We start from the raw sequence: 23183 nt of genomic DNA, 5'->3' as shown, positions 1-23183 counted from the left end.
GATGACACAGATCGGAGCGCTGGAAATCCGCCGCATATCGAAAAGTCCGCACATGGATGTGCGGGCTCTTGCGGAAGGATCCGCACTACGCCCCGATCCACCCGTTATTGGCCGTCGCGGGATTGCGTATGGCCGTGAGTGTTGTGGTTGAACGGACGATCCGCGCGGTTCGCACCACGCGGGGCTGGGTCTGCCGCAGCTTCGATGGAGCCTTCCGGCGAACGGGCCGGAACGCTCTTCCCCTTTGCGCCCTCCTCCGTGGATCGGAGGAAGGTATCCGGAGCGGGCGCCTAGGCGCCCACGATGCCGAGAACCTGTTCGACGACGGCCTCGATGCCAAGGCCGGTGGTGTCGATGCGCACGGCCTCTTCGGCCGGTCGCAGCGGCGCCACCGCGCGACTGGCATCGCGGGCGTCGCGGGCGAGAATCTCGCGCAGCAGACCGTCCAATGTAACCGAAACCCCCTTGTCTTTCAACTGTTTATAGCGTCTTTCCGCCCTTTCCTCTGCGCTGGCGGTGAGAAACACCTTGAACGGGGCGTCGGGGAAGATCACCGTGCCCATGTCGCGGCCGTCCGCGACCAGGCCCGGCGGGCGCCGGAAGGCGCGCTGGCGGTCCTTCAGGGCGGCCCGCACCTCGGGGATGGCGGCGATCGCCGAGGCGGCGGCCCCGGCGGTCTCGGTGCGCAGCTCCTCGGTGGCGTCATGGCCGTTGACCAGCACCCGCAGCTCCCCGGCGGGGTCGTCGCGGAAGCCGATCTCGGTGTCGAAGGCGCAGCGCACCAGGGCGCCGGCATCGTCCAGGTCGAGGTCGGCCCAGCCGGCGGCCACGCCCACCGCGCGGTACAGGGCGCCCGAGTCCAGGTAATGCCAACCCAGCCGCTGGGCCACGGCGCGGCTGATGGTGCCCTTGCCAGAGCCCGAGGGGCCGTCGATGGTCAGCACGGGCGGCAAGCCGGGGGTCTCGGGGGGCATCTGCGGTCTCCGGGGATTTGCTCCATTCTAGCCGCCCCGCTGAACCGGCCTCGTCGGCCGGCCTCGCGGGCAGGTATGCAACCACTTGATTCGCGAAGAATTTACCGGCTAGAATTGCGGGCTTGCTTGTCCCACCCATTTCCAAACCCCGTTTCTGAGGTCTGTCATGAAGGTCCTGTCCTCCCTGAAATCGGCGAAGGCCCGTCACCGCGACTGCAAGGTCGTTCGTCGCCGCGGCAAGGTCTTCGTGATCTGCAAGTCCAACCCGCGTTTCAAGGCCCGTCAGCGCTGAGGGTTTCCCCGGGATTGCCGGGAAACGCAGGAAGTACGAAAGAGGCCGCAGCGATGCGGCTTTTTTCATGCCCGCCTTTCCGCCTGGCGCTTTCGCGGCCGATTCCGCGCAGGCGCCCTCCGCCCGCCGTTTCGCACGCGGCAGGCGTGACAAGGCGCACAGCCTCGCCCCAGCGACCGCCCGCAAGCCGGTCCGATCTGCTACAAGGCAACGGCGCATTCATCGTCTCGCCAGGGGAGTCCGGTCATGTCGTCACGCCTTACGCCATTCGCGCTGCTGTCCGCGCCGCTGCTGCTCGCCCTCGCCGGCGCCGCCTCGGCCGACGTGCTGCTGATCAACCGCGTGCAGCAGGAGCAGCAGCTGCAGCTGCCCGCCCGCGGCACCAGCATGGGCGCGGTCCAGTCCCGCTTCGGCGCGCCGAGCGAGAAGCTCGAACCGCGCGGCGGCCAGAAGCGGCAGTGGCCGACCATCCACCGCTGGGTCTATCCCGGCTTCACCGTCTATTTCGAGAACAGCCGCGTCGTCGACGCGGTGGCCAACAAGGCCACGCCGAACGAGACCGGCCCCAAGCCCGCGATCCGCTGAAGCCGGCGGTCCGCCTCGCGCGGTCCCGCGGCGCCCGCACTCCGCCCGCGCCCGGAAACGATCGGTTTCCGGGAACGGCAGACCTGCGCCGCGACTTTCCCTAGAATTGCGGCCCGACCGCGAACGTCCGCACGGCCCTGGCCGGACCGGACCGCGGCCCTCCTCCCGCGCACCGCGCCGCGCCCTTGGCGCGGACCAGGCGCCCTCCCGGAATGCAAGCCGTCATGACCTCATCGAATCTGCGCTTCCCCGCGGAGTGGGAACCCCAATCCGCGGTGCTGATCGCGTGGCCGCACGCCGGCACCGACTGGGCCGAGCGCCTGGGCGAGGTGGAAGACACCTACATCGCCCTGGTGGCGGCGATCACCCGCTTCCAGCGGGCGCTGATCTGCGTGGCCGACGACGACATCGAGGCCTATGCGCGGGCACGCCTGTCCTCGGCGCGCATCGACATGGCGCGCGTGACCTTCCTGCCGGTGGAGTACGACGACACCTGGCTGCGCGATTCCGGGCCGATCACCCTGCTGGAGAACGAGGCCTCCGGGGACCGGGCCTTCCGCCTGCTCGACTTCCGCTTCACCGGCTGGGGCGGCAAGTTCGAGGCGAGCCGCGACGACCTGCTGGTGCAGCGCCTGTCCGAAGCCGGAACATTTCTTGAAAGTACGCGGCAAAACATTGATTTCGCTCTGGAAGGCGGCGCGATCGACACCGACGGCGCGGGCACCCTGCTGACTACCTGGCAGTGCCTGCACGAACGCCATCCGGACATCGCGCGCGACGCGCTGGACGGCAAGCTGGCCGGCTGGCTGGCGCAGCGGCGCGTGCTCTGGCTCGACCACGGCTACCTGGAGGGCGACGACACCGACGCCCATGTCGACACGCTGGCCCGCTTCGCGGCGCCCGATGCGATCGTCTTCCAGGCCTGCGACGACCCGGCCGATTCCCACTACGCCGAACTCGGCGCCATGGCCGCGGAGATCGCCGCGCTGCGCACCGCCGACGGACGCCCCTACCGCCTGTTCCCGCTGCCCTGGGCACAGCCGGTGATCGATCGCGACGGCGAAGGCAAAAGCCGCCGCCTGGCCGCCAGTTACGCCAACTTCCTCATCGTCAACGGCGCCGTGCTGATGCCGGCCTATGGCGACCCGGCAGACACGATGGCGGCCGAAGTGCTGCAGCGGGCATTCCCGGACCGCGAGATCGTGCCGATCCCCTGCCGCTCGCTGATCTGGCAGAACGGCAGCCTGCACTGCATCACCATGCAGTTGCCGCTCGGGCTCGCCTGAGGCCGCCGGGCATCGGTCACCGCGCCCGTTCTACAATGCCGGCGATGCGACGATCGTTTCCGGAGCCGACGCAATGGACGAGAACAATCCGCAGGATCCGCTCATGCGCACCGACGCCGGGGAATTGCTCGGCGCCTATCGGGAGCAGCCGCGATCGCCGCCGGAAAACGGCATCCGACAAGCAGCCGCGCGCGTCGCCCAACAGCGCCCGCCCGGCGACCTGTTCGAGGAAAGGATGGCGCAGGCCGACCTGCAGGAGATGCTGGTCGGCAAGTACACCACCCCGAAACGGCGCAGGCGCGCCTGGCTGTTTCTCGCGCTGCCCTTCACGCTGATCGGGATCCTGGGGCTTTGCTGGCAGTTGCCGGCGCTGTTCGCCGGACAGACGGCCGGCGCCTTCCTGCAGACGCTGGGAATGTGCGCGCTCTGGACCGCCATGGCCGCCTACTTCCCGATCCTGCTGCTGACACACCGCCGCTATACCTTCCACTGACCATCGAGCATGAAACACACCACCCTCCCCGTCGCCCTGATCCAGGAACGCAACCACGGCGATGCCGAAGCCAATCTGGCCGTCATCGAGCAGCGCGTGGCCGAGGCCGCCGCGCAGGGCGCCAAGCTGGTGCTGCTGCAGGAACTGCACAACGGCGCCTACTTCTGCCAGCACGAGTCGGTGCAGGAGTTCGACCTGGCCGAGCCCATCCCCGGCCCGAGCACGCAGCGCCTGGGCCAGCTGGCCAAGCAGCACCGCGTGGTGCTGGTCAGTTCGCTGTTCGAGCGCCGCGCGGCCGGGCTGTACCACAACACGGCCGTGGTCTTCGACGCCGACGGCAGCACCGCCGGCAAGTACCGCAAGATGCACATTCCCGACGATCCGGGGTTCTACGAGAAGTTCTACTTCACCCCGGGCGACCTCGGCTTCACCCCCATCGACACCTCGGTGGGCCGCCTCGGCGTGCTGGTGTGCTGGGACCAGTGGTACCCGGAAGGCGCGCGGCTGATGGCGCTGGCCGGCGCCGAACTGCTGCTCTATCCCACCGCCATCGGCTGGGATCCGGACGACGCCCAGGACGAGAAGCAGCGCCAGCGCGACGCCTGGGTGCTGAGCCATCGCGGCCATGCCGTGGCCAACGGCCTGCCGGTGCTGTCCTGCAACCGCGTCGGGCACGAGGCCTCGCCGCTCGGCGCTTCCGGCATCGATTTCTGGGGCAACAGCCATGTGCTCGGCCCGCAGGGCGAGTTCCTCGCCGAAGCCGGCGCCGAGGCCACGGTGCTCACCTGCGAGGTCGACCTCGGCCGCAGCGAACACGTGCGGCGGATCTGGCCATTCCTGCGAGATCGCCGGATCGACGCCTACGCCGATCTGCTCAAGCGCTATCGCGATTGAATCGGCGGCGACCGGCATGACCGCGACCGGGGGCGGGACATTGCGCTTGCGCGCCGCCGTCGAGGACGACCTGCCGGCGATCGCGGCGCTGTACGCGCACGAGGTGCGCGAGAACGTCGCCACCTACGAATACGAGGTGCCGGACGAGGCGGAGATGCGGCGGCGCTGGCGCGAAATCGTCGGTCGCGGCTATCCCTACCTGGTAGCCGAACTCGACGGCCGCTTCGCCGGCTATGCCTACGCCAGCAGCTACCGCACCCGGATCGGCTATCGCTGGACGGTCGAGGACACGGTCTACGTCGCCCACGACGTCCACGGCCGCGGCGTCGGCCGCGCCCTGCTGCAGCGCCTGATCGAGGACTGCGCCGCGCTCGGCTTCCGCCAGATGGTCGCGGTGATCGGCGACGGCAGCAACCGCGCCTCCGTGGTCCTGCACGAACGCCTCGGCTTCACCCTGGCCGGCGTGTTCCCCGGCATCGGCCGCAAGCACGGGCGCTGGCTGGACACGGTGCAGATGGTGCGCCCGCTCGGAAACGGCGATCGCGACGAGGCGCCGGCGGAGGACGTGCCCGGTCTCGGGTAGATGCAGCTCAATTCGGGCGCCGTTCGGCACCGAAGCGAATTTGAAGCGTTTCCTTCGATATTCATGATAACTGCAACAAATCAATTTGATTTCAGTTATTTATATAAATTATTTCATTCTGTAGGTTAATTTTATTTTACGGATAGGCGGCGTGTAGAACACGAACGGTCGTGCTATCTTCGCTTCATGCCCGCTCTCGCCGCCACCCAGAAAGGCGCCGCCACCCGCGAGTCGATCCTCGACAGCGCCTACGGGATCGCCTGCCGCTCCGGCCTGGAAGGGTTGTCCATCGGCCCCCTCGCTCAGTCGGTGGGCATGTCCAAGAGCGGCGTGTTCGCCCACTTCGGCTCGCGCGAGGAACTGCAGCTGGCGGTGCTGGACCTGGCCGGCGAGCGCTTCGCGGCACATGTCTTCATGCCGGCGATGCAAGCCCCGCGCGGCCTGGCGCGACTGCGCGCCCTGCTGCTGAACTGGTTCGACTGGGTGCGCCACATCGACGAGCGCGGCGGCTGCCTGTTCGCGGCCGCCGCCACCGAATACGACGACCGCCCCGGCGCGCAGCGCGATCGCCTGGTGCAGCACGATCTCAACTGGCGCGCCCAGCTCAGCCGCGCCGCCGAACTGGCCGTCGAGAGCGGCGAACTGCGCGCCGACGCCGATCCGGAGCAGCTCGCGTTCGAGCTCTACGGGCTGGCCCTGGTGGTGCACCACCACGCCGGCCTCACCGGCACCGCCGACGCCATCGCCCGCGGCGAGCGCGGGCTCGAGCGCCTGATCGGCGCCCACCTCTCCTCCCCCTGACGTCCTCTCCCAGGAGATGCACATGCAAGTTGCCGCCGATAGAAATAGCACGACCGTTCGTAATACTGCTCGTAATAATGAAAATCCACCGCCCATGCCGGAAACGCCTGCGGCCAGGACCGTCGCGACGGATCGCCGCTCGGCCGGTCCCGCCGCTACGCACGCCGCGAAGGCCCCCGCGCGCCTGCGCCTGCTGCGCGCCGGAATGCGCGCGCTGAGCATGCTCGCGCCGAACCTGGCGGTGCGCGCTGTCGACCGGCTCTGGTTCACCCCCACGCATGCGCCGCTTCGGCCCGAGGCACAGGCCTTCCTGGCCGGCGGCGAGCGCCTGCACTTGCGCGTCGACGGGCGCGAGATCGCCGGCTGGTCCTGGGGCGCCGGTCCGGCCGTGCTGGTGCTGCACGGCTGGGGCGGCCATTCCGGGCAGATGCAGCCGCTGGCCGAGGCCCTGGTCGCGGCGGGATTGCGCGCCGTCGCCATCGACGGTCCCGGCCATGGCGCCTCGCAGACGCGCCGCCCCGGGGATCGCCGCTCCAGTTTCATCGAGGTGGCGGACGCCCTGCGCGCCGTCGCCGCGGAACTCGGGCCGCTGGCCGGGCTGATCGCGCATTCCGGCGGCGCCGCCGCCGTCGGGCTGGCCGTGCGCGAGGGCTGGACGCCGCCGCCGCGCCTGGTCTTCCTCGCGCCCTTCGTGCATCCGGCGGCCGCGCTCGAACCCTTCGGCCGGCACCTCGGCGTCACGCCGCGGGTCATGGCCGCTTTCGCCCGCCACGTCGAGCGGCGCTTCGGGCGCGGCTGGGCCGAATTCGATGTCGCCGCCCTGCCCACGGCGCGGGCGGTGCCGCCGCTGCTGATCGTGCACGACCAGGAGGACGCCGAGGTGTCCTGCGAAGGCAGCCACGATCTCGCCCAGGCCTGGCCGCAGGCGCGGCTGGTGCTGACCCGCGGCCTCGGGCATCGCCGGCTATTGCGCGATGCGGCGGTGGTGGCGCGCGCGGTGGACTTCGTGCGCGGACAGGCCGCGACCGCGGCGCCGGCCATCGCCACCCATCCGGTGCCGGCCGACGCGCGCGGCGAACTGGACCGCGCCTTCGAAAGCAGCGGACTGCGCGGCGTCGGATCCGCCCGCTGAGGCCGCCGTCCGGCGTCTCGTCCCGGCGCGCGAAATTCCGCTACCATGCGGCCGACGGCGCCGAAAGGCGCCGTCGGTTTTCTGTCCGGATCGAGCAATGGCCCCGCACAGCGTCGCCCGTGCATCGATCCGGGACGCACGGTTCAAAGGACGCCCATTGCATACCACCGCTCCCACCGATCCCACGCCCGTCGCAGGCTGGCAGGGCCAGCCGCATGCCGTCATCGAACGCGATGGCGTGCGCTACACCCTGCTCGGCACCGCCCACGTCTCCAAGGAAAGCGTGGCCGCCGTGCGCGAGGCCATCGCCGGCGGCAGTCCCGACGGGACGCCCTTCGACGCGGTCGGGGTGGAACTGGATGCGCAACGCCTGCAGGCATTGAGCGATCCGGAGACGCTGGCCAAGCTCGACCTGGTCAAGGTGATCCGCGAAGGCAAGGCGGCCCTGTTCGCCGCCAATCTCGGCCTGGCCGCCTACCAGCGGCGCCTGGCCGAGCAGTTGGGCATCGAGCCCGGCGCGGAGCTGAAGGCGGCCGCGTTCGACGCCCGCGAGCGCGGCCTGCCGATGCACTTGATCGACCGCGACGTCGGCCTCACCTTCAAGCGCATTTCAGCCAAGCTCGGTTTCTGGGGACGGATCAAGCTCGGCACGGGCCTGGTGGCCGGCCTGTTCGTGGACGAGGAAGTCGGCGAGCAGGAAATCGAGAAGCTCAAGCAGGGCGACATGCTCGAATCGAGCTTCGGCGAGTTCGCCAAGGAAAGCCCGGCCCTGTACGCGACGCTGATCGACGAGCGCGACCAGTACATGGCCGCGCGCCTGCGCCAGAGCGCGGGCGAATCGCGCAACGTGCTCGCGGTGATCGGCGCCGGACACCTGCAGGGCATGGCGCGCTACCTGCGCGAGGACACGCGCGAGCCGGCGGCGCTGTGCGCGGACCTGGAGTACGTGCGCAAGAAGCGCAAGATTCCCTGGATCACGCTGATCCTTACCGCGCTGGTGCTCGGCGGCATCGCCTGGGGCTTCTGGCGCGGCGGTTTCGACGTCGGCGCCGACCTTCTGCTGCAGTGGGTGCTGTTCATGGCCGGCGGCGCCGCCATCGGCTGCATCGCCGCGCGCGGCCACCCGCTCGGCGTGCTGGTCGCCGCGCTGGTGGCGCCGCTCAAGCCGTTCCGCCCCGGCATCCCGCCCGGCATGCTCAGCGCGCTGATCGAGGCGCACTTCCGCAAGCCGGCCTACGGCGATTTCCTGGCCCTGCGCGACGATGCGCAGACGGTGGGCGGCTGGTACCGCAACCGCGTCTCGCGCGTGGTGCTGAACTTCATCCTGACCAACCTGGGCAGCAGCATCGGCTTCTGGCTGGCGGGCGCGCGGATCTTCGGCAAGCTGTTCCACTAGGGAACGGTCAGGAACTCCCTGCCTCCCGTCGCTGCCGCTTTCGCGGGAGCGGCGAACGGATCATTTCCCGAGACCGATCGCCAGCAGGATCCACAGCGCCACCAGCACGAAATTGCTCAAGGCGAAGAACACCAGGCGGTGCACGACCTTGTTGTAGGTCAGGTGGATCAGGCTGTGCACCGATCGCAGCCCCACGTACGTCCAGGCCAATCCCGCGGCGACCGGCGTGGCGGTCTGGGTGACGTACAGGATCAGGCACGCCACGTAGAACAGCATGGGGATTTCCAGCAGGTTCATGTAATTGCGGTTGGGAATGCACACCGCACCGGGGACGCTCCCGGATTCGCCGAACTTGAAGTCGTCCGGCACGACCTGCTCGCGGATGACCGCCTTGAAGCGCTGGTACGGGATCAGCAGGAGCACGGCGAAGGTCAGCCCGGCCATGGCGATGGCGGGATGGAGGATCGCGACTTGGTGCATTGCATGGCCTCTTGGCGAACGTCGGCGAGGAATCGGACCGGGCCGCGAGTCGGTCGCGGCCCGGCATACGGACTCAGTCTTCCGGGTCGAGCAATCGCGGCCCCGGCCCTTGCTTGGACAGCGCATCCAGCGGATTGCGCAGCGGACACTCCTTCAGCGTCAGGCAGCCGCAACCGATGCAGCCGTCGAGCTGGTCGCGCAGGTGCATCAGCCGCTCGATGCGGTCGTCCAGGTCGGCCTTCCAGCGCGCCGACAGCCGCCGCCAGTCCGCTGCGGTCGGCACCCGGTTCTGCGGCAGGCTGTCCAGCGCCTGGCGGATCGTCGCCAGCGGGATGCCCAGGCGCTGCGCGGCCTTGATCACCGCCACGCGACGCAGTGTTTCGCGCTTGTAGCGGCGCTGGTTGCCGGCGCTGCGCCAGCTCTGGATCAGCCCCTTGGTTTCGTAGAAATGCAGCGCGGAAACGGCCACGCCGCTGCGTTCGGCCAGTTCGCCCACGCTCAGCTCGATGCTGATGCCTTTCGGCGGTGTCGGGTTCATCGCGCCTATTGACCTTAAGTGAACTTAAGGTTTTACGCTTCCCCCGGTCCGGCCGCAAGCGGCGCGGATGCCCCCTACCCGACTCCGGAGATATCGATGCCGCAAGATCCGATCCGCCTGGCCCTGATCCTGGGCAGCACGCGCGAAGGCCGCTTCTGCGACACCGTGGCGCGCTGGGTCGAGGCGCAGGCCCATGCGCACGGCGGCTTCGTCGTCGATGTGGTCGATCCCGCGCGCGAGGACGGCGCGCGGACGATCCCGGCGCGCCTGCACGCCGCCGACGCCTTCGTCATCGTCACCCCCGAATACAACCACGGTTATCCGGCGCCGCTGAAGGCGCTGATCGATGCCGTCGGCCAGCCATGGCAGGCCAAGCCGGTGGCCTTCGTCAGCTACGGCGGCATTTCCGGCGGCCTGCGCGCGGTCGAGCAGCTGCGCCAGGTCTTCGCCGAACTGCACGCGGTCACCATGCGCGACTGCGTCAGCTTCGCCAACGCCTGGCATCTGTTCGCGCAGGACGGCGCCCTGCGCGAGCCCGACGCCTCCCGGGCGGCGATGCGCACGCTGCTGGCGCGGCTGTGCTGGTGGTCGCTGGCGCTGCGCCAGGCGCGCCAGGCGAACCCCTATGCGAACGCGGCATGACATCGCCGGCCGCGCGCCGGTTTCCGTCAGGACAGGAGCTCCCCCATGATCCATCCCAGCATCATCCGCGACGTCGCGATCACGCTGGACCGGGCGCCGTTCGAGCGGTTGCTGTCCGGCCGCCACCGCGCTCCGATCGGCGACCAGCCCTGGCTCGAGGTGCTGATGGGCATCCTCGCGCTGGGCACGCCGCTGTTCCTGCGCTCGACCGACAACGGCAAGACCACGCTCGCGCGACTGCGCATACAGGGCGGCGAGCTGTTCCTGGAGACCCTGCCATGACCGAAGACCCCGATCTCGAAGACGCCATCGCGCCCGGCCCCGTCGTGCTGGTCGACACCTACCTGCCGCGGCCGGGACGGCGCGAGGAATTCCTGGCGCTGTTGGCCGGCGACACCCGGCGCCTGCGTGCCGAGGCCGAGCGCGCCGGCTGGCGCGGCAACCGCATCTACCGCTCGCACGACGGCGAGGCGGTGGTGGTGGTCACCGCCTTCGATTCGCTGCAGGCCAAGGCCGACTGGACGCGCTCGGAGGCGTTCGCCGACCACCTGCGGCGGATCGATCCCCTGCTCGAGCATTCGCTCTCGCGCACGTGCTCGCCGGTGGCGGGTGCCGGCGAAATCGACATCGAGGAGACGGCATCCATGCCGGCGCGCCTGTCCTAGGCCCGGACCGGCTCCGGCCGGCGCTCACTCCGCCTTGAGCGCCGCCACCGCGACGCCCGTCGCCCCGCCGCCGCGGGCGCGCTTGATCGCGCGCGAGACGCCGGTGCTCAGGTCGTCGAGCATGGCGTAGATGGTCGGCAGGAACAGCAGGCTCACGAAGGTGGAGAACGCCAGCCCGCCGGCGATCGCACGCGCCATCGGGTAGTAGGAGACTTCGTCGCTGTTGCCCTTCGACAGCGCGATCGGGACCATCGCCAGGATCGCCGTGCCCATCGTCATCAGGATCGGGCGCAGGCGCTCCTTGCTGCCGGCCACCAGCGCCTCGGTGCGGGGCATGCCGCGCCGTCGGTGGTTGTTGATGTGCTCGACCATGACGATGCCATTGTTCACCACCACCCCCATCAGCACCAGGATGCCGATGAAGGCCATGATGTTGAACTCGGTGCCGGTGATCCAGAACAGCCAGAACACCCCGAAGATCGAGAACAGCACGCCGCTCATGATCGCCGAGGGGAACAGCAGCGACTCGAACACCGAGGCCATCACGATGTAGATCATCACCAGGGCGATCAGCACGTTGACGAACATCTGCTGCGTCATCTCGCTTTCGTCGAAGAAGTTCGCGCTCTGGAAGGTATAGCTGTAGCCGGCGGGGAACGCCACGCTCTTGAGCGTGTCCTCCATCGCCTTGCGCGCCTCGGGCATGGTGACCTTGTCCGGCAGCTGCGCGGTCAGGGTCAGCGTGGTCTGGCGGTTCAGGCGCTGGATCTGCGACGAGGACGGCTTGACCGCCGTGTTGACCATCGCCAGCAGCGGCACGCTGCGCCCGTCCGGGGCGCGCACGTTGAAGGCGGCCAGGTCCTGCACCTCGAACTTCTCGGCCCCGGCGAAGCGCGCCCAGACCGGCACCTCGGTGTCGCCGCGGCGGAAATCGGGCAGTTTGGCGCCGCGCAGCGCCAGGCCGACGAAGGTCGAGACCTGCTCGGCGCTGAAGCCGAACGAGGCCGCACGGTCGCGGTCGACCTGCACCGACAGCTCGCTGTCCTGGTCGCCGGCGTTGACGCGCACGTCGCGCAGTTCCTTGCGCCGGCCCAGGATCGGCACCAGGTCGGCCGCCAGCTCGGTCAGGGTCTTGGTCGAGTCGCCCACCAGGTGCACCTCGATGCGCTGGCTCTGCGGACCGCCGCCGCCGTCGCCCTGGTTGCCGATCACGATGCCCGCCCGCGCCGACTTCGGCAGCTCCTTGCTGATCTGGTCGATGAAGGGCTTGATCTTGCCGGCGTAGTTCTCGTCGAAGGTGATGCGCGTGCTCGCGCCCTCGCCCTCGCTGTACCAGGAATACAGCTGGTCGATGTGGAAGCGCTTGCGGTTGGCGTCCAGGTAGTGCTCCACGCGCAGGATCTCGTCCGACATCTGCTCCTTGGTGTAGCCGCCCTTCCACTGGTAGTTCACCCAGGTCTCGTTGCCGTCGTCGCCGCCGAACATGTTCTTCTTGGTCAGCATGATTGGCGCGACGCTGACCGCGACGATTACCAGGATGCCGAGCAGGCTCCAGCCGCGGTGTTCCAGCGTCCAGCGCAGCACCCTGGCGTAGCGCGCCTGCAGGCGGTGGATCAGGCCGGTGCTCTGCCCGATCGTCGGCGGCGTCTTCAGCCGCGCCGAGATCATCGGGATCAGGCTGATCGCCACCAGCCAGGAAGCCAGCAGCGAGACCGAGATGGTTACCGCGATCTGCGACAGGTAGACCGCGAGGATGTTGCGCTCGCCGAACAGGGTCGGCACGAACACGATGCAGTGGCACAGCGTGCCGGCCGAGAGCGCGATGGCGACGTGGCGCGTGCCCAGGATCGAGGCCAGGCGCGGCTGGCCGGGCAGTTTCTCGCGCTCCTGGTAGATGCTTTCCACCACCACCACGGCGTTGTCCACCAGCATGCCGACGGCCAGCAGCAGGCCCATCATCGACAGCACGTTCAGGGTGACGCCGACGAAATACATGAAGCCCAGCGTCATCACGAAGCAGATCGGGATCGCCAGCGTCACCATCAGCGTCGACGGCCAGTGGCGCAGGAACAGGTAGAGCACGATCACCGACAGCAGCAGGCCGATGCCGCCGGCCTCGGCCAGCTCGGTCAGCGAGCTGGTGACGGCCTTGCCCTGGTTGTCCAGCACCTTGGTCTGGATGCCGCGCATGGCCGGTTCGCGGCGGATGTCCTCGACGGCCTCCAGGACCGAACGCGACACCTCGACCAGGTTGGCGCTGCGTTCCTTGTAGACGTCGATGCCGACAGCGGGATGGCCGTCGAGCCGGCGGCCGTAGTCCATGCGCTGCGCCTTCAGGCGCACCTCGGCGATATCGCCCAGGCGCACGCCCCGCTCGCCGATCACCAGGTCGCGCAGCTGCTGCAGGTCGGTCAGCGTGCCCATCGGCTGCACGCGCAGGCGGCGCCCGCTGTCGTCGATCTCGCCCGCAGAGACGGAGAAGTTGACCGTCTGCAGCTTCTGCGTCAGGTCGTTGAGGACGATGCCGTGCGCCTCCATGCGGTCCGGGGCGATGGCGATCTCGACCTCGTTGGGCGGCGCGCCGTTGATCTCGACCCTGGCCACGCCGGGCAGTCGCTCGATGCGGCGCTTGAACTGGCGGTCCATCAGGTCGTAGGCGTCGACCAGGTTCTGGCTGCCGCTGGCCAGGCGCACGCCCACCACCGGGCGGTCGCTGTTGTCCCAGTTGCCGACGAAGTAGCGCTGCAGCTCGTCGGGCAGGTCGTCGCGGATGGCGTCGATGCGCTGCCGCGCCTCGGACGCGGCCACCGAAACGTCCCGCTCCCAGTCGCTGAACATCACCATGATGTTGGCGCCGTCGGCGCGCGCGCTGCCCTGGGTGCTCTTGATGCCGGGCATCGTCGCCAGCGCCTCCTCGACCGGGCGCAGGATCATGCGCTCGACCTCTTCGGGCGTTGAGCCCGTGTAGGGCAGCTGCACGAAGATCATCGGGAAGTTCGCCTCGGGCATCTCCTCCAGCGGCAGGCGGAAGGCGGCGATCAGGCCGACCACCACCATCGACACGAAGAACATGATCGTGGTGACCGGACGCTTGATGCTGAATTCGGCGATGCTCATGCGATACGAACCATTGCGTGGCGTGCGGTCAGGAGTTTGGTTGTGCCGCGGGATGCCTGGGCCAGCGCCAGGCGCTCCAGGCGATCGACAGGGTGAGGACGATCTCGACCGCGCCCAGCAGGCGATAGAAATGCCAGTCGCTGTCGAGCGAGGCCAGCACCATGATCGCGGCGTAGGCCAGGCCCAGCACGATGTTGAGCGCCCGGCCGACGCGCGGCGCCAGCAGCAGCGACAGGCAGACCATCAGGCTGGGGATCGCCATCATGATCGAGGTGCCGAGCAGCACGCCCTGCGTCGCCGGCCCGAGCGGCCCCATGCTGCCGGCCTGCATCGACACCAGCTTGCCGGGGATGTAGAGGGCGAAGTAGTCGCCATACACGTAGCAGAACATCACCGAGGCCCAGAGCATGGCGAGGCGGACCTTCGCCGGGACCTTGAAATCCTCGAGTATCGCCGCCTTCCCGCTCGCGCCCGCCATCGGCTTGCCCTCTCCAGCCCCTGCGATCATCCGGCTTCTCCGTCGGCCGCGATCGCGGCCTGCGCCTGTTCGGCGTTGACGCGGATGCGCTTGGCCCGCGCCACGTAATCCGCGTCGGAGCGGCGGTCGAGCAGGTCGTACACCACCGGGATCACCACCAGCGTCAACAGCGTGGACACCAGCAGGCCGCCGATCACGGTGATCGCCATCGGCGAACGCACCTCGGCGCCCTCGCCGAAGGCCAGCGCCAGCGGCAGGAAGCCGAACAGCGTGCACAGCGTGGTCATCACGATCGGCCGCAGGCGCGAACGCGCGCCCTCCACCAGCGCATCGCGCTTGCCCACGCCCTGCTCGCGCAGCTGGTTGACCTTGTCGATCAGGATGATGGCGTTCTTCACCACCAGGCCGACCAGCAGGATCAGGCCGATGAACACCACCACCGACACCGGCGAACGCGTCAGCAGCAGCGCCAGCACGGCGCCGACCAGGGCCAGCGGAATGGTGAACAGGATGACGAAGGGATGCAGCAGCGACTCGAACTGCGAGGCCATCACCAGGTACACCAGGAAGATCGCCAGGCCGAAGGCGATCAGCAGCGAGCGGATCGAATCCTCCAGCTCCTCGCCCTGGCCGCCGATGTGCATGCCCACGCCGGCGCCCAGCCCGCGTCCGCTGGCGTTCGCGTCCCGCACCATCTTCTCGACCTCGCGGATGGCGGTGCCGAGGTCGATGTCGCGCAGGTTGGCCGAGACGACCGCCACGCGCACCTGGTCGGAGCGGTGGATCTCGCTGGGGCCGCTGGTCTCGACCACGTCGGCCACCGCGTTGAGGGTGACCGGCCGCGTGCTGCCGGGGTTGACGATCAAATGGCGGATGTTGTCGACCGAGGCGCGGTCGCTGACCTGGGCGCGCACCAGCACGTCGATCTTGCGGTCGCGGAAGCTGTAGCGCGTGGCGACGTCGCCGCGCACCTTCTTCACCACCACGTCGGCGATCTGGCGCGTGGTCAGGCCGAGCGCGCCGGCGCGTTCCTGGTCGAAGCGGATCTGGATCTCCGGAAAGCCCTGCTCCACCGTCGACTTCACGTCGGCGTAGTGGTCGTTGGCGCGCAGCAGCGCGGCCATGCGCCGGCCCGCGTCCTCGATACCCTGCAGGTCCTGGCCGCGCAGCTCGATCTCCAGCGGCGTGGAGAAGGAGAACAGCTCCGGACGGCTGAAATTGATCTGCGCGGCCGGATGCGCCTGCATGGTGGCGCGCAGGCGCTCGGTCTCGCGCGCCTCGACCTCCTTGCTGCCGCCGTCGGCCATGACCACGGTGAGCTTGCCGATGTTCTCGCCGCTCTCGGTGGGATTGGCGTCCAGCCGCGTGCCGCTGCCGCTGACGCCGTACAGGGTGCGGATGTCCGCGTCCTTGCCGTGGACTTCCTGCAGCTCGCGCACCATGCGGTCGGTTTCGCGCAGCGGCGTGCCGGGCGGCAGCTTCACCGTCATCTCGAAGCGGTCCTGGGCCAGCTGCGGGATCAGGTCGGCGCCCAGCAGCGGCACCGCCAGCAGCGTCGCGCCGAAGGCCGCGGCGGCCAGCCCCAGCACCAGCCAGGGGCGCCGCAGCGCGCCCGGCAGCAGTTTCAGGTAGCCGCGCTCGGCACGGTCGTAGGGCGCCATGGCAAGGTCGCTGAGCGTGCGCATGACCGGTCCGACCACCGCCACCACGCCGCGCCAGAGCCGCACGAACAGCCAGGCGACGCCGAAGAACGCGCCGCGCGCGCCGATGCCGACCGCATGGCCGGTCGCCGCGACCGGCTTCTGCCATTTCGCCTCCGGGCTCCAGCGCGCATGCGGCGGCTCCTCGGGGAAGCCCATCGGCGCGCGCGCCTTCAGCGCGCTCAGCATCGGGATCAGGGTCATCGCCACGCACAGGGAGATGGCGATGGCGATCGCCACGGTCAGCGCCTGGTCTCGGAACAGCTGTCCGGCGATGCCCTCGACGAACACCAGCGGCAGGAACACCGCCACCGTGGTCAGCGTGGAGGCCATCACCGCCATGCTGACCTCGCGCGTGCCCGCCACCGCGGCCTGCAGCACGCCCAGCCCGCGCTCGCGGGCCTTGGCGATGCTCTCCAGCACCACGATCGAATCGTCCACCACCAGGCCGGTGGCCAGCGCCAGGCCGCCGAGCGACATCACGTTCAGGCTCAAGCCCAGCTGTCCCATGAAGAAGAACGTGGTGACGATCGACACCGGCAGCGACAGCGCCACCACGAAGGTGCTCCAGCCGTCGCGCAGGAACAGGAAGATGATGAACACCGCCAAGCAGCCGCCGATCACCGCGTCGAGCTTGACGTCGCTGATGGCGTGGCGGATGAAGGTCGACTGGTCGTCGATGGTGGTGAGCTCGACGTCGGGCGGGATCTGCGCCTTGATCTGTTCGAGCCGCTTCTGGATGGCGTCGGCGGTGGCGACGGTGTTGGCGTCGCCCTCCTTGTAGATCGCCAGCTCCACGGTCTCGCGCCCGGCCAGGCGGATGATCGCCTCGCGTTCCTTGTAGCCCTGGCGCACGGTGGCCACGTCGCGCAGGCGCACCGGCATGCCGCCGGCGACGGACGTGCTGCTCGAGGACGAGGCGTTCTGCGCCTGCGCCGCGGCGGCCATCGCCGCCGGGTCGCCGCTGGCCGCGGCCACGCGCGCCATCTGGTCCATGGCGTTGGCCGCGTCGCCGCCGCCGGCTGCCTGCGTGGTGACGAGCATGTTGGCGATCTCGTCGACGCTGGCGAACTGGTTGACGGTGCGCACCAGGAAGCGCTGCGAGCCCTGCTCCAGGCGGCCGCCGGAGATGTTGATGTTCTCCTGCTGCAGGCGCTGGATCAGCGTCTCGATCGGCAGGTGCAGCTGCGCCAGCTTCTGCTGGTCGATGTCGACCTGGATCTCGTCCTCCAGGCCGCCGCCGACCTTCACCGCGGCCACGCCTTCCACCGGCTCGAGCTTCTTCTTCAGGTCGTCGTCGGCGTAGCGGCGCAGTTCGGTGAGCCGGCGCACCGCGTCGGCGTCGGCATTCGCGCCATGGGCCGCCGGCGTCGCCTTGTTGGACAGGGCCAGGCGCAGGATCGGCTCGGTGGAGGGGTTGAAGCGCAGCTTGACCGGCTTCTTCGCCTCCAGCGGCAACTGCAACGCCTCCAGCTTGTCGTCCACGTCCAGGCTGGCCTGGTCCATGTCGGTGCCCCAGGCGAACTCGAGCACGACGTCGCTCTGTCCGGTGCGCGAGATCGACTTCATCTTGCGCAGGTTCTTGACCACGCCCACGGCCTCCTCGACCGGCTCGGTGATCAAGGTTTCCATTTCCGCCGGTGCCGCGCCGGTGTATTCGGTGCGCACGGTGAGCGTGGGATAGCTCAGGTCCGGCAGCAGGTTGACCTTCAGCGAGGACAGCGCGATCGCGCCGAACAGCAGCATGGTGATCCAGAACATCGCCACGGTGACGCGGCGGCGCGTGGAGAACTCGACCAGACCCGAGCCGGAGTCCGGCGCGTGCCCGCCCTCCTCGCCGGCGCCCTCGTGCGCGTCGCGGCTCATTGCTTCTCGCCCTTGGCCTGGGCCTTCGCCACCGCGGTCTTCGCCGGTTCGCCGATTACCTGCACGCCGCTGCCGTCGCGCAGCGCCACCTTGCCGGCCGTGACCACGGCATCGCCCGGCTGCAGGCCGCCGCGCACCTCGGTCCACTCGCCGTCGGTGTAGCCGACCTTGATCGGCGTGCGCGCGGCCTTGCCGTTGCGCACCACGTACACGGCCGGATCGCCCTGGTCGTCGAGCAGGGCCAGGCGCGGGATCACCAGGGCGTCGGCGCGCTGGTCGTAGTCGATGCGGATACGGCCGAACATACCCGGCTGCAGCGTGCCGGCGCCCTCGAAGGCGCAGATCACGCGGAACGTGCCGCTGCCCGAGTCCACCACCGGCGAGACGCGGTCGACCGTGCCGCGGAAAGGCTTGCCCGGCAGCGCGTCCACCTGCATCAGCACCGGCTGCCCGGCCTTGAGCGTGGCGAATTCGCGCTCGGGCACGTTGAGCGTGGCCTCCAGGCGCGAGTCGTCGATGATGCGCAGGATCGGCGTGTTGATCTGCACGAAGTTGCCGGTCTTGATCGAGCGCGAGGCGATCACGCCGGAAATCGGCGCCACCACGTTGGAATAGGACAGCTCGAGGTTGGCGAGGTTGTTGACCGCGCGGGCGTTCTCCAGGTCGTACTTGAGCTGGTCCATGTCGTTGGCGCTGATCAGCTGCTGCGCCACCAGCGCCTGCGAGCGCCTGTAGTTGGCTTCCAGCTTGCGCAGCTGCGCCGCGCTCTGCGCGGCCTGCAGGCGGGCGCGGTCGGGATCCAGGCGCACCAGCGTCTGGCCGGCCCGCACGTGCTGGCCCTCCTCCACCAGGACCGCCAGGGCCACGCCCGAGGTCTTGGCCACCACCTGCGATTCGGCGCGGGCCTCCAGCGGCGCCGTACCGGTATAGCTGGCCGCGATCGAGCGGCGGGCGGCCTTGACCACTTCCACCGGCACCGCCTCCTCGGCCTTGTCCGCGCCGGGCTCCTTGGCCTGGGCATCGCCCTCGGGGCCGCCCTTGCAGCCGCCCAGCAGCGCCACGCCCATCGCCAAACAGGCGGCCAGCAGGGTCCGCTGCCAGCCGCGACTCATCAGTTCCATTGCCATGCTCTCTGGTAGCCCCTACGGTGTTGTAGCAAGGTATATCACCCCCTCCGGCACCAGCATCCGCCAGAGGTCATGGTGACTGCCGGGATAGGACCGGCCCGCGGCGTCGATCCGGTCAGGGCAACGCGGTACCTGACGGATTCCGCGATGCGCTCGACACGGCGATCGAGGCACCTGCAGCGCCTCGTGCCGCGTGTCGGATTCGGCGTCCGCATTACGGATTGTGAAGCTGACGGGAACGCTCGCCTCGATGTTTCCGCGTGCCGCGATATATCACACCACCGAGGCATCCTTTCGGAGAAACGCATGAAGATTGGGCAAGGATTCAAGTTCGGCCTCGCCGCCGCGATTCTGCTGGTCGGCGCGATGAGCGCGCTCGGCAGCTCGGCGCAGTCGTCCTATGTCGACGTCGTCTACTACTACAAGGGCGGCACCCTGATCGGCGTCCGCTACGTCAGCCACGGCTGCCGCGATCCGCAGCCGCCGGGTTGGGGCACCACCTCGCTCAACTACACCGTGAGCCAGTCCCAGTGCTTCATGATCGCGGGGCCGGGGATGATCGAATGATCCCGCTCGAATAAGCCGTTCCCGCGCGGCCGGCCCGCGACGCCCCTGCCACGGCATTGAACGCCGCGGGCCGCGCCGACGCGGCCTGGTTTCCGATGGCCGGCCAGGCCGGCCGGAACCGCGTCCATCGCGATCGCCGCATCCGCGCCGTCGAGATGCGCCCCGAACCCGGCAGCCGGAAGACCGGCCCGCGGGCGCCGGTGTCCCCGCCCATGCGCGAGGCGCACGGCATCGCGGCGGCCCCGACGCTTCGTCGGCATCGACCGCCCGCCCGGCCCCGTGGCTACGGCCCACCCGCCTCAGGCTATACTGTGGGGATTGTGCGTTGCCGGTCGTGCGCAGTCGCTCCGACCGGTCACCCTGTCAGCCAAGTTTCACTCAGCCATCCAGGATTGCGGATACCCGACATGACGCGACCGTTGACGATCGCCGCCAGCCTTGCATTCGCCGCGCTGTCCTTCGCGGCCTCCGCCCAGACCGCTCCCGCCCCGCAACAGACCGCCCCCGCCGCCGAGCCCGCTCCCGCGGCACCGGCGCCGGCCGCGGCGCCCGCCGGCTCGGCCGAGCGCGGCAAGCAGCTGACCTACACCTGCCAGGGCTGCCACGGCATCCCCGGCTACAAGAACGCCTATCCGAACTATCACGTGCCGATGATCGGCGGCCAGTCGGCGCAGTACCTGACCAACGCCCTCACCGAGTACCGCAAGGGCGCGCGCAAGCACCCCACCATGCAGGCCCAGGCCGAGAGCTTCTCGGACCAGGACATCGCCGACATCGCGGCGTTCCTTTCCTCGCTCAAGCAGTGATCGCGCCATGACGACCGTGTCCCTTACCCGCCTCGCCATCGCCCTCGCCGCCTCCCTGGTCCTTGCTGCCTGTTCGAGCGGCGACACGCCCGCCGAGCATTCCTCGGCCGACCGCGCCGAAGGCCATACCTCCTCCTCGGCCGGCCTGCCGGCCGGCCACATCGACGCCGGCGAGAAACTCGCCCACGCCAAGGGCAAGGCCACCGGCCAGTCCTGCGTGGACTGCCACGGCGAGGCCGGCAACAAGCCGATCGACCCGACCTACCCCAAGCTCGGCGGCCAGTACTACGACTACATCGCCCACTCGCTGGAGATGTACCGCGACGGCGATCGCGAGCACGCGCTGATGTCGCAGCAGGCCAAGGAGCTGACCGACCAGCAGATCGCCGACCTGGCCGCCTACTTCGGTTCGCGCCCGACCCAGCTGCGCGACCTGAAGAACGCGCACTGAGTCCATCCTTGCTCGCGATGCAATGAAGAACGGGGCCGTAAGGCCCCGTTCTTGTTTCGCCGCACGGCCGCTGCGCGGCCTACCAACGGTAGGCCACTTCGGCCACAACGCGGCGCTTGGTGCCGTACCAGCAGTCGCCGCGCGAGAGGCAGGCGGCGAAGTAGGTCTTGTCGGTCAGGTTGACCGCGTTCAACGAGAAGCGCCATGCGCCCGTGTCGTAGGACGCCATGGCGTCGAACAGCGTGTTCGAGGGCGTCACGATCGGGCCGTCCGCGCCGTCCCAGGTCTTGCCGACGTAGCGCACGCCGCCGCCCAGGCGCAGGCCCGGCACGGCGAGGAAGCGGTGCACCGCCCAGAGCGCGGCCGAATTCTCCGGATAGCTCTCGTAGCGCGTGCCGTCCTCCTTGGTCGCCTTGGCGTGGGTGTAGCTGGCGATCAGGTCCCAGCGGCCGATGCTGCCGCTGGCCTCCAGCTCGATGCCCTTGGCGTCGATGGGGCCGGCCTGGATCGAATAGCCGACGTGATCCTCATCCGGATCGGTGACCAGCCGGCCCTTTTCCTCCAGCTTGTAGAGCGCTGCCGTCGCGGTGAAATGGTAGCCCTCGGGCATCCACTTGATGCCCGCCTCCGCCTGCTTGCCGCGGCTGGGATCGAATGCGCGCTGGAAGTAGTCCCTGCCCGCGACCGGCTGGAAGGATTCCGCGTAGTTGAAGTACGGCGACCATCCGCCCTGGGCGAGATAGACCACGCCGAGGTTCTTGGTCCAGGCGCTGTCGGAGGCATCGTTGGTCCTGACCCGATCGTAGCGCGCGCCGCCGACCAGCACCCAGCGCTCGTCGATCTTGATCTGGTCCTGCAGGATCAGCCCGGTCTGGCGGATGCGCGTCTTCGTCCAGGGCGTGTCGGGCGCGAAGGTCGGCTCCGGGCAGGTGCCGTAGACCGGCGCGTAGACGTCGAAGGGCTCGGGACACAGGCCGTCGGGCACCACGCGCTGCCAGGCGTCGAAGCGCATGGCGTCCACGCCGAACAGCAGCGTGTGCCGGACGCGGCCGTCGCCGAGCTTGCCTTCCAGCAGCAGGTCGCCGTTGGTGATGCGCGAGCGGTCGTCGGTGCCGTAGTAGATGCGCGGCAGCAGGCGCTGCGCGCCGCCGGCGTCGATATAGGCCCCGCCCGGCACGTCCGAGATGTTGGCGTAGATGCTGCGATAGCCGCCGCGCAGGCGATCGTGGCGCAGATCGTGGTGCAGGCTCCATTGCTCGCCGAAGCGGTGCTCGAAGGCGTAGCCCAGGCGCGTGCGCTCGCCGCCGTTGCGGTCCCAGCCCGGCTCGCCGACGAAGCGGTCGAGCGGAATGCGTCCGCTGCGCGAGGGATACAGCGTACCCACCACGGGAAAGAAACCGTTGGTGTTGCGGTTGCGGTCCTTCTGGTATTCCAGGTAGGCGGTGAACGTGTTGGCCTCGTCCGGCGTCCAGGCGATCGAGGGCGACAGGTAGCGCCTGTGGTCGTCGGCGTATTCCACCTGGGTCTGGTTGTCGCGCGCCAGCGCCACCACGCGGTACAGCAGCGTGCCGCTGGCGTTGAGCGGCCCGGTCAGGTCGGCGGCGATCTGGCGGTGCTCGCGGTTGCCGGCCTGCACCGCGATCTCGCGCGAGGCCTCGGCCTTGGGCCGCTTGTGCACCAGGTTGATCACGCCGCCCGGCGCGGTCTGGCCCGCCATCACCGAGGACGGCCCGTGCATGATCTCGATGCGCTCGAACGCGTAGGGCTCCTCGCGGATCACGCCGTAGTAGCCGGTCAGCGGCAGGCGCATCCCGTCCAGCAGCGTGGTGCCGGAACTGCCGCCGCGCAGCGCGTACCAGTCGCCGCGGTTGTCGAGCCCGTACTGGTCGGTGCGCGCGCCGGCGCTGTAGCGCAGCACTTCCTGCAGGTTCTGCGCGTTCTGGTCGCGCACCTGGGCCTCGGTGACGATGCTGATGGCCTGCGGCACCTCGCTGAGCGGCGTGTCGGTGCGGGTGCCGGCGCGGGTGCGCTGCGCGGCATAGCCTTCCGCCTCGCCGTGCACCTGGATCGCATCCAGCGTCTTGGCGTCGGGGTTGCGGTCGAGGGCCTCGTCCTCGGCGGAGGGTCCGGCGCCGGAGGAGCCGGCGACGGCCGGCAGCGACAGCAGCAGGCCGAGGGCGATGAGGGAGAAACGCAGGGGGCGACGCGGAAGTCGTGGCGTGGGCATGTCGGCTCGTAGGGAAGCGGCAAAGGGAGCGCTTGCCTGGCTACGAGCTGGGGACGCCCGCGCATTCTACTGGAAGATGCGCG

Annotated in this window: 23 protein-coding genes; 15 read left to right on the top strand and 8 right to left on the bottom strand. The window is 69.4% G+C overall.

What is annotated here, in order from left to right:
* Window positions 1-290: 290 nt before the first annotated feature.
* Entirely contained in the window at window positions 291-974 is a 684-nt protein-coding gene (gene cmk, locus MD221_RS02115) for a (d)CMP kinase (protein WP_242107457.1), read from the bottom strand.
* Window positions 975-1140: 166 nt separating this feature from the next.
* Here cmk and ykgO point away from each other — a divergent pair, with 166 nt between their 5' ends.
* From ykgO to MD221_RS02070, 9 genes are all read left to right on the top strand, one after another.
* Window positions 1141-1266 (top strand): type B 50S ribosomal protein L36, encoded by a 126-nt coding sequence (ykgO, locus tag MD221_RS02110; RefSeq protein WP_010342887.1) that lies wholly within the window; start codon window positions 1141-1143, stop codon window positions 1264-1266.
* A 246-nt stretch (window positions 1267-1512) separates the two neighbouring features.
* Complete coding sequence (locus MD221_RS02105) at window positions 1513-1851, top strand: hypothetical protein (protein ID WP_242107456.1); 339 nt, start codon at window positions 1513-1515, stop codon at window positions 1849-1851.
* Window positions 1852-2075: 224 nt separating this feature from the next.
* The gene (locus MD221_RS02100; RefSeq protein WP_242107455.1) at window positions 2076-3137 is read left to right on the top strand and encodes an agmatine deiminase family protein; all 1062 of its coding nucleotides are present in this window, start codon (window positions 2076-2078) and stop codon (window positions 3135-3137) included.
* Window positions 3138-3240: 103 nt separating this feature from the next.
* The gene (locus MD221_RS02095) at window positions 3241-3630 is read left to right on the top strand and encodes a hypothetical protein (RefSeq protein ID WP_242107454.1); all 390 of its coding nucleotides are present in this window, start codon (window positions 3241-3243) and stop codon (window positions 3628-3630) included.
* A 9-nt stretch (window positions 3631-3639) separates the two neighbouring features.
* Entirely contained in the window at window positions 3640-4524 is an 885-nt protein-coding gene (locus tag MD221_RS02090) for a carbon-nitrogen hydrolase (protein ID WP_242107453.1), read from the top strand.
* A 16-nt stretch (window positions 4525-4540) separates the two neighbouring features.
* Entirely contained in the window at window positions 4541-5107 is a 567-nt protein-coding gene (locus MD221_RS02085; protein ID WP_242107452.1) for a GNAT family N-acetyltransferase, read from the top strand.
* A gap of 186 nt (window positions 5108-5293) precedes the next feature.
* Window positions 5294-5908 (top strand): TetR/AcrR family transcriptional regulator, encoded by a 615-nt coding sequence (locus MD221_RS02080; protein WP_242107451.1) that lies wholly within the window; start codon window positions 5294-5296, stop codon window positions 5906-5908.
* 94 nt (window positions 5909-6002) lie between these two features.
* A complete protein-coding gene (locus tag MD221_RS02075) occupies window positions 6003-7040 on the top strand; it encodes an alpha/beta hydrolase (RefSeq protein ID WP_242107450.1) in 1038 nt (345 codons plus the stop codon).
* A 157-nt stretch (window positions 7041-7197) separates the two neighbouring features.
* Entirely contained in the window at window positions 7198-8436 is a 1239-nt protein-coding gene (locus MD221_RS02070) for a TraB/GumN family protein (RefSeq protein ID WP_242107449.1), read from the top strand.
* A gap of 60 nt (window positions 8437-8496) precedes the next feature.
* On the opposite strand, the gene MD221_RS02065 is transcribed toward MD221_RS02070, so the two are convergent.
* Together MD221_RS02065 and soxR are read right to left on the bottom strand one after the other, a co-directional pair.
* Window positions 8497-8916, bottom strand: a complete 420-nt coding sequence (locus MD221_RS02065; RefSeq protein ID WP_242107447.1) for an MAPEG family protein — start codon at window positions 8914-8916, stop codon at window positions 8497-8499.
* A gap of 73 nt (window positions 8917-8989) precedes the next feature.
* A complete protein-coding gene (gene soxR / locus MD221_RS02060; RefSeq protein WP_242107445.1) occupies window positions 8990-9454 on the bottom strand; it encodes a redox-sensitive transcriptional activator SoxR in 465 nt (154 codons plus the stop codon).
* Window positions 9455-9550: 96 nt separating this feature from the next.
* Between soxR and MD221_RS02055 the strand changes: the two genes are divergently transcribed.
* Genes MD221_RS02055 through MD221_RS02045 form a run of 3 tightly spaced genes read left to right on the top strand, consistent with a single transcriptional unit; the run spans window position 9551 to window position 10761 of the window.
* Window positions 9551-10096, top strand: a complete 546-nt coding sequence (locus MD221_RS02055) for an NADPH-dependent FMN reductase (RefSeq protein ID WP_242107443.1) — start codon at window positions 9551-9553, stop codon at window positions 10094-10096.
* A gap of 45 nt (window positions 10097-10141) precedes the next feature.
* Window positions 10142-10378, top strand: coding sequence for a hypothetical protein (locus MD221_RS02050; RefSeq protein WP_242107441.1), 237 nt, complete (start codon window positions 10142-10144; stop codon window positions 10376-10378).
* Entirely contained in the window at window positions 10375-10761 is a 387-nt protein-coding gene (locus tag MD221_RS02045) for an antibiotic biosynthesis monooxygenase family protein (RefSeq protein WP_242107439.1), read from the top strand. Before MD221_RS02050 ends, MD221_RS02045 begins: the two co-directional genes overlap by 4 nt.
* Before the next feature lie 24 nt (window positions 10762-10785).
* On the opposite strand, the gene MD221_RS02040 is transcribed toward MD221_RS02045, so the two are convergent.
* The 4 genes from MD221_RS02040 to MD221_RS02025 are packed head-to-tail and all read right to left on the bottom strand — an operon-like array spanning window position 10786 to window position 19049.
* Window positions 10786-13878 (bottom strand): efflux RND transporter permease subunit, encoded by a 3093-nt coding sequence (locus tag MD221_RS02040; RefSeq protein ID WP_242107437.1) that lies wholly within the window; start codon window positions 13876-13878, stop codon window positions 10786-10788.
* 28 nt (window positions 13879-13906) lie between these two features.
* Entirely contained in the window at window positions 13907-14386 is a 480-nt protein-coding gene (locus MD221_RS02035) for a DUF6326 family protein (RefSeq protein WP_242107435.1), read from the bottom strand.
* Complete coding sequence (locus MD221_RS02030; protein ID WP_242107434.1) at window positions 14383-17922, bottom strand: efflux RND transporter permease subunit; 3540 nt, start codon at window positions 17920-17922, stop codon at window positions 14383-14385. Before MD221_RS02030 ends, MD221_RS02035 begins: the two co-directional genes overlap by 4 nt.
* Window positions 17919-19049 (bottom strand): efflux RND transporter periplasmic adaptor subunit, encoded by a 1131-nt coding sequence (locus MD221_RS02025; RefSeq protein WP_425602185.1) that lies wholly within the window; start codon window positions 19047-19049, stop codon window positions 17919-17921. Before MD221_RS02025 ends, MD221_RS02030 begins: the two co-directional genes overlap by 4 nt.
* 306 nt (window positions 19050-19355) lie before the next feature.
* Between MD221_RS02025 and MD221_RS02020 the strand changes: the two genes are divergently transcribed.
* The 3 genes from MD221_RS02020 to MD221_RS02010 all read left to right on the top strand — a co-directional run bounded on the left by MD221_RS02020 (window position 19356) and on the right by MD221_RS02010 (window position 20873).
* Entirely contained in the window at window positions 19356-19616 is a 261-nt protein-coding gene (locus tag MD221_RS02020; protein WP_242107433.1) for a hypothetical protein, read from the top strand.
* 407 nt (window positions 19617-20023) lie between these two features.
* Window positions 20024-20422: a c-type cytochrome gene (locus MD221_RS02015; protein ID WP_242107432.1), complete on the top strand. Its 399-nt coding sequence runs from the start codon at window positions 20024-20026 to the stop codon at window positions 20420-20422.
* Window positions 20423-20429: 7 nt separating this feature from the next.
* Entirely contained in the window at window positions 20430-20873 is a 444-nt protein-coding gene (locus tag MD221_RS02010) for a c-type cytochrome (protein WP_242107431.1), read from the top strand.
* A 79-nt stretch (window positions 20874-20952) separates the two neighbouring features.
* Here MD221_RS02010 and MD221_RS02005 read toward each other — a convergent pair whose 3' ends face one another.
* Complete coding sequence (locus MD221_RS02005; RefSeq protein ID WP_242107430.1) at window positions 20953-23100, bottom strand: TonB-dependent siderophore receptor; 2148 nt, start codon at window positions 23098-23100, stop codon at window positions 20953-20955.
* Between the last annotated feature and the right edge of the window lie 83 nt (window positions 23101-23183).

Origin of the sequence: Luteimonas aquatica, from assembly GCF_022662575.1 — a bacterium.
Lineage (GTDB): Bacteria > Pseudomonadota > Gammaproteobacteria > Xanthomonadales > Xanthomonadaceae > Luteimonas > Luteimonas aquatica.
The sequence above is the reverse complement of the archived record's forward strand: the minus strand, read 5'-3'. Positions and strand labels throughout refer to the sequence as shown.

Coding starts and splice junctions, on each gene's coding strand:
- MD221_RS02040 (WP_242107437.1), bottom strand. CDS start 13,878: ATGAGCATCGCCGAATTCAGCATCAAGCGTCCGGTCACCACGATCATG.
- MD221_RS02015 (WP_242107432.1), top strand. CDS start 20,024: ATGACGCGACCGTTGACGATCGCCGCCAGCCTTGCATTCGCCGCGCTG.
- MD221_RS02050 (WP_242107441.1), top strand. CDS start 10,142: ATGATCCATCCCAGCATCATCCGCGACGTCGCGATCACGCTGGACCGG.
- soxR (WP_242107445.1), bottom strand. CDS start 9,454: ATGAACCCGACACCGCCGAAAGGCATCAGCATCGAGCTGAGCGTGGGC.
- MD221_RS02080 (WP_242107451.1), top strand. CDS start 5,294: ATGCCCGCTCTCGCCGCCACCCAGAAAGGCGCCGCCACCCGCGAGTCG.
- MD221_RS02105 (WP_242107456.1), top strand. CDS start 1,513: ATGTCGTCACGCCTTACGCCATTCGCGCTGCTGTCCGCGCCGCTGCTG.
- MD221_RS02045 (WP_242107439.1), top strand. CDS start 10,375: ATGACCGAAGACCCCGATCTCGAAGACGCCATCGCGCCCGGCCCCGTC.
- MD221_RS02065 (WP_242107447.1), bottom strand. CDS start 8,916: ATGCACCAAGTCGCGATCCTCCATCCCGCCATCGCCATGGCCGGGCTG.
- MD221_RS02100 (WP_242107455.1), top strand. CDS start 2,076: ATGACCTCATCGAATCTGCGCTTCCCCGCGGAGTGGGAACCCCAATCC.
- MD221_RS02025 (WP_425602185.1), bottom strand. CDS start 19,049: ATGGCAATGGAACTGATGAGTCGCGGCTGGCAGCGGACCCTGCTGGCC.
- MD221_RS02075 (WP_242107450.1), top strand. CDS start 6,003: ATGCCGGAAACGCCTGCGGCCAGGACCGTCGCGACGGATCGCCGCTCG.
- MD221_RS02010 (WP_242107431.1), top strand. CDS start 20,430: ATGACGACCGTGTCCCTTACCCGCCTCGCCATCGCCCTCGCCGCCTCC.
- MD221_RS02095 (WP_242107454.1), top strand. CDS start 3,241: ATGCGCACCGACGCCGGGGAATTGCTCGGCGCCTATCGGGAGCAGCCG.
- MD221_RS02085 (WP_242107452.1), top strand. CDS start 4,541: ATGACCGCGACCGGGGGCGGGACATTGCGCTTGCGCGCCGCCGTCGAG.
- MD221_RS02090 (WP_242107453.1), top strand. CDS start 3,640: ATGAAACACACCACCCTCCCCGTCGCCCTGATCCAGGAACGCAACCAC.
- MD221_RS02005 (WP_242107430.1), bottom strand. CDS start 23,100: ATGCCCACGCCACGACTTCCGCGTCGCCCCCTGCGTTTCTCCCTCATC.
- MD221_RS02035 (WP_242107435.1), bottom strand. CDS start 14,386: ATGATCGCAGGGGCTGGAGAGGGCAAGCCGATGGCGGGCGCGAGCGGG.
- MD221_RS02055 (WP_242107443.1), top strand. CDS start 9,551: ATGCCGCAAGATCCGATCCGCCTGGCCCTGATCCTGGGCAGCACGCGC.
- MD221_RS02030 (WP_242107434.1), bottom strand. CDS start 17,922: ATGAGCCGCGACGCGCACGAGGGCGCCGGCGAGGAGGGCGGGCACGCG.
- MD221_RS02020 (WP_242107433.1), top strand. CDS start 19,356: ATGAAGATTGGGCAAGGATTCAAGTTCGGCCTCGCCGCCGCGATTCTG.
- cmk (WP_242107457.1), bottom strand. CDS start 974: ATGCCCCCCGAGACCCCCGGCTTGCCGCCCGTGCTGACCATCGACGGC.
- ykgO (WP_010342887.1), top strand. CDS start 1,141: ATGAAGGTCCTGTCCTCCCTGAAATCGGCGAAGGCCCGTCACCGCGAC.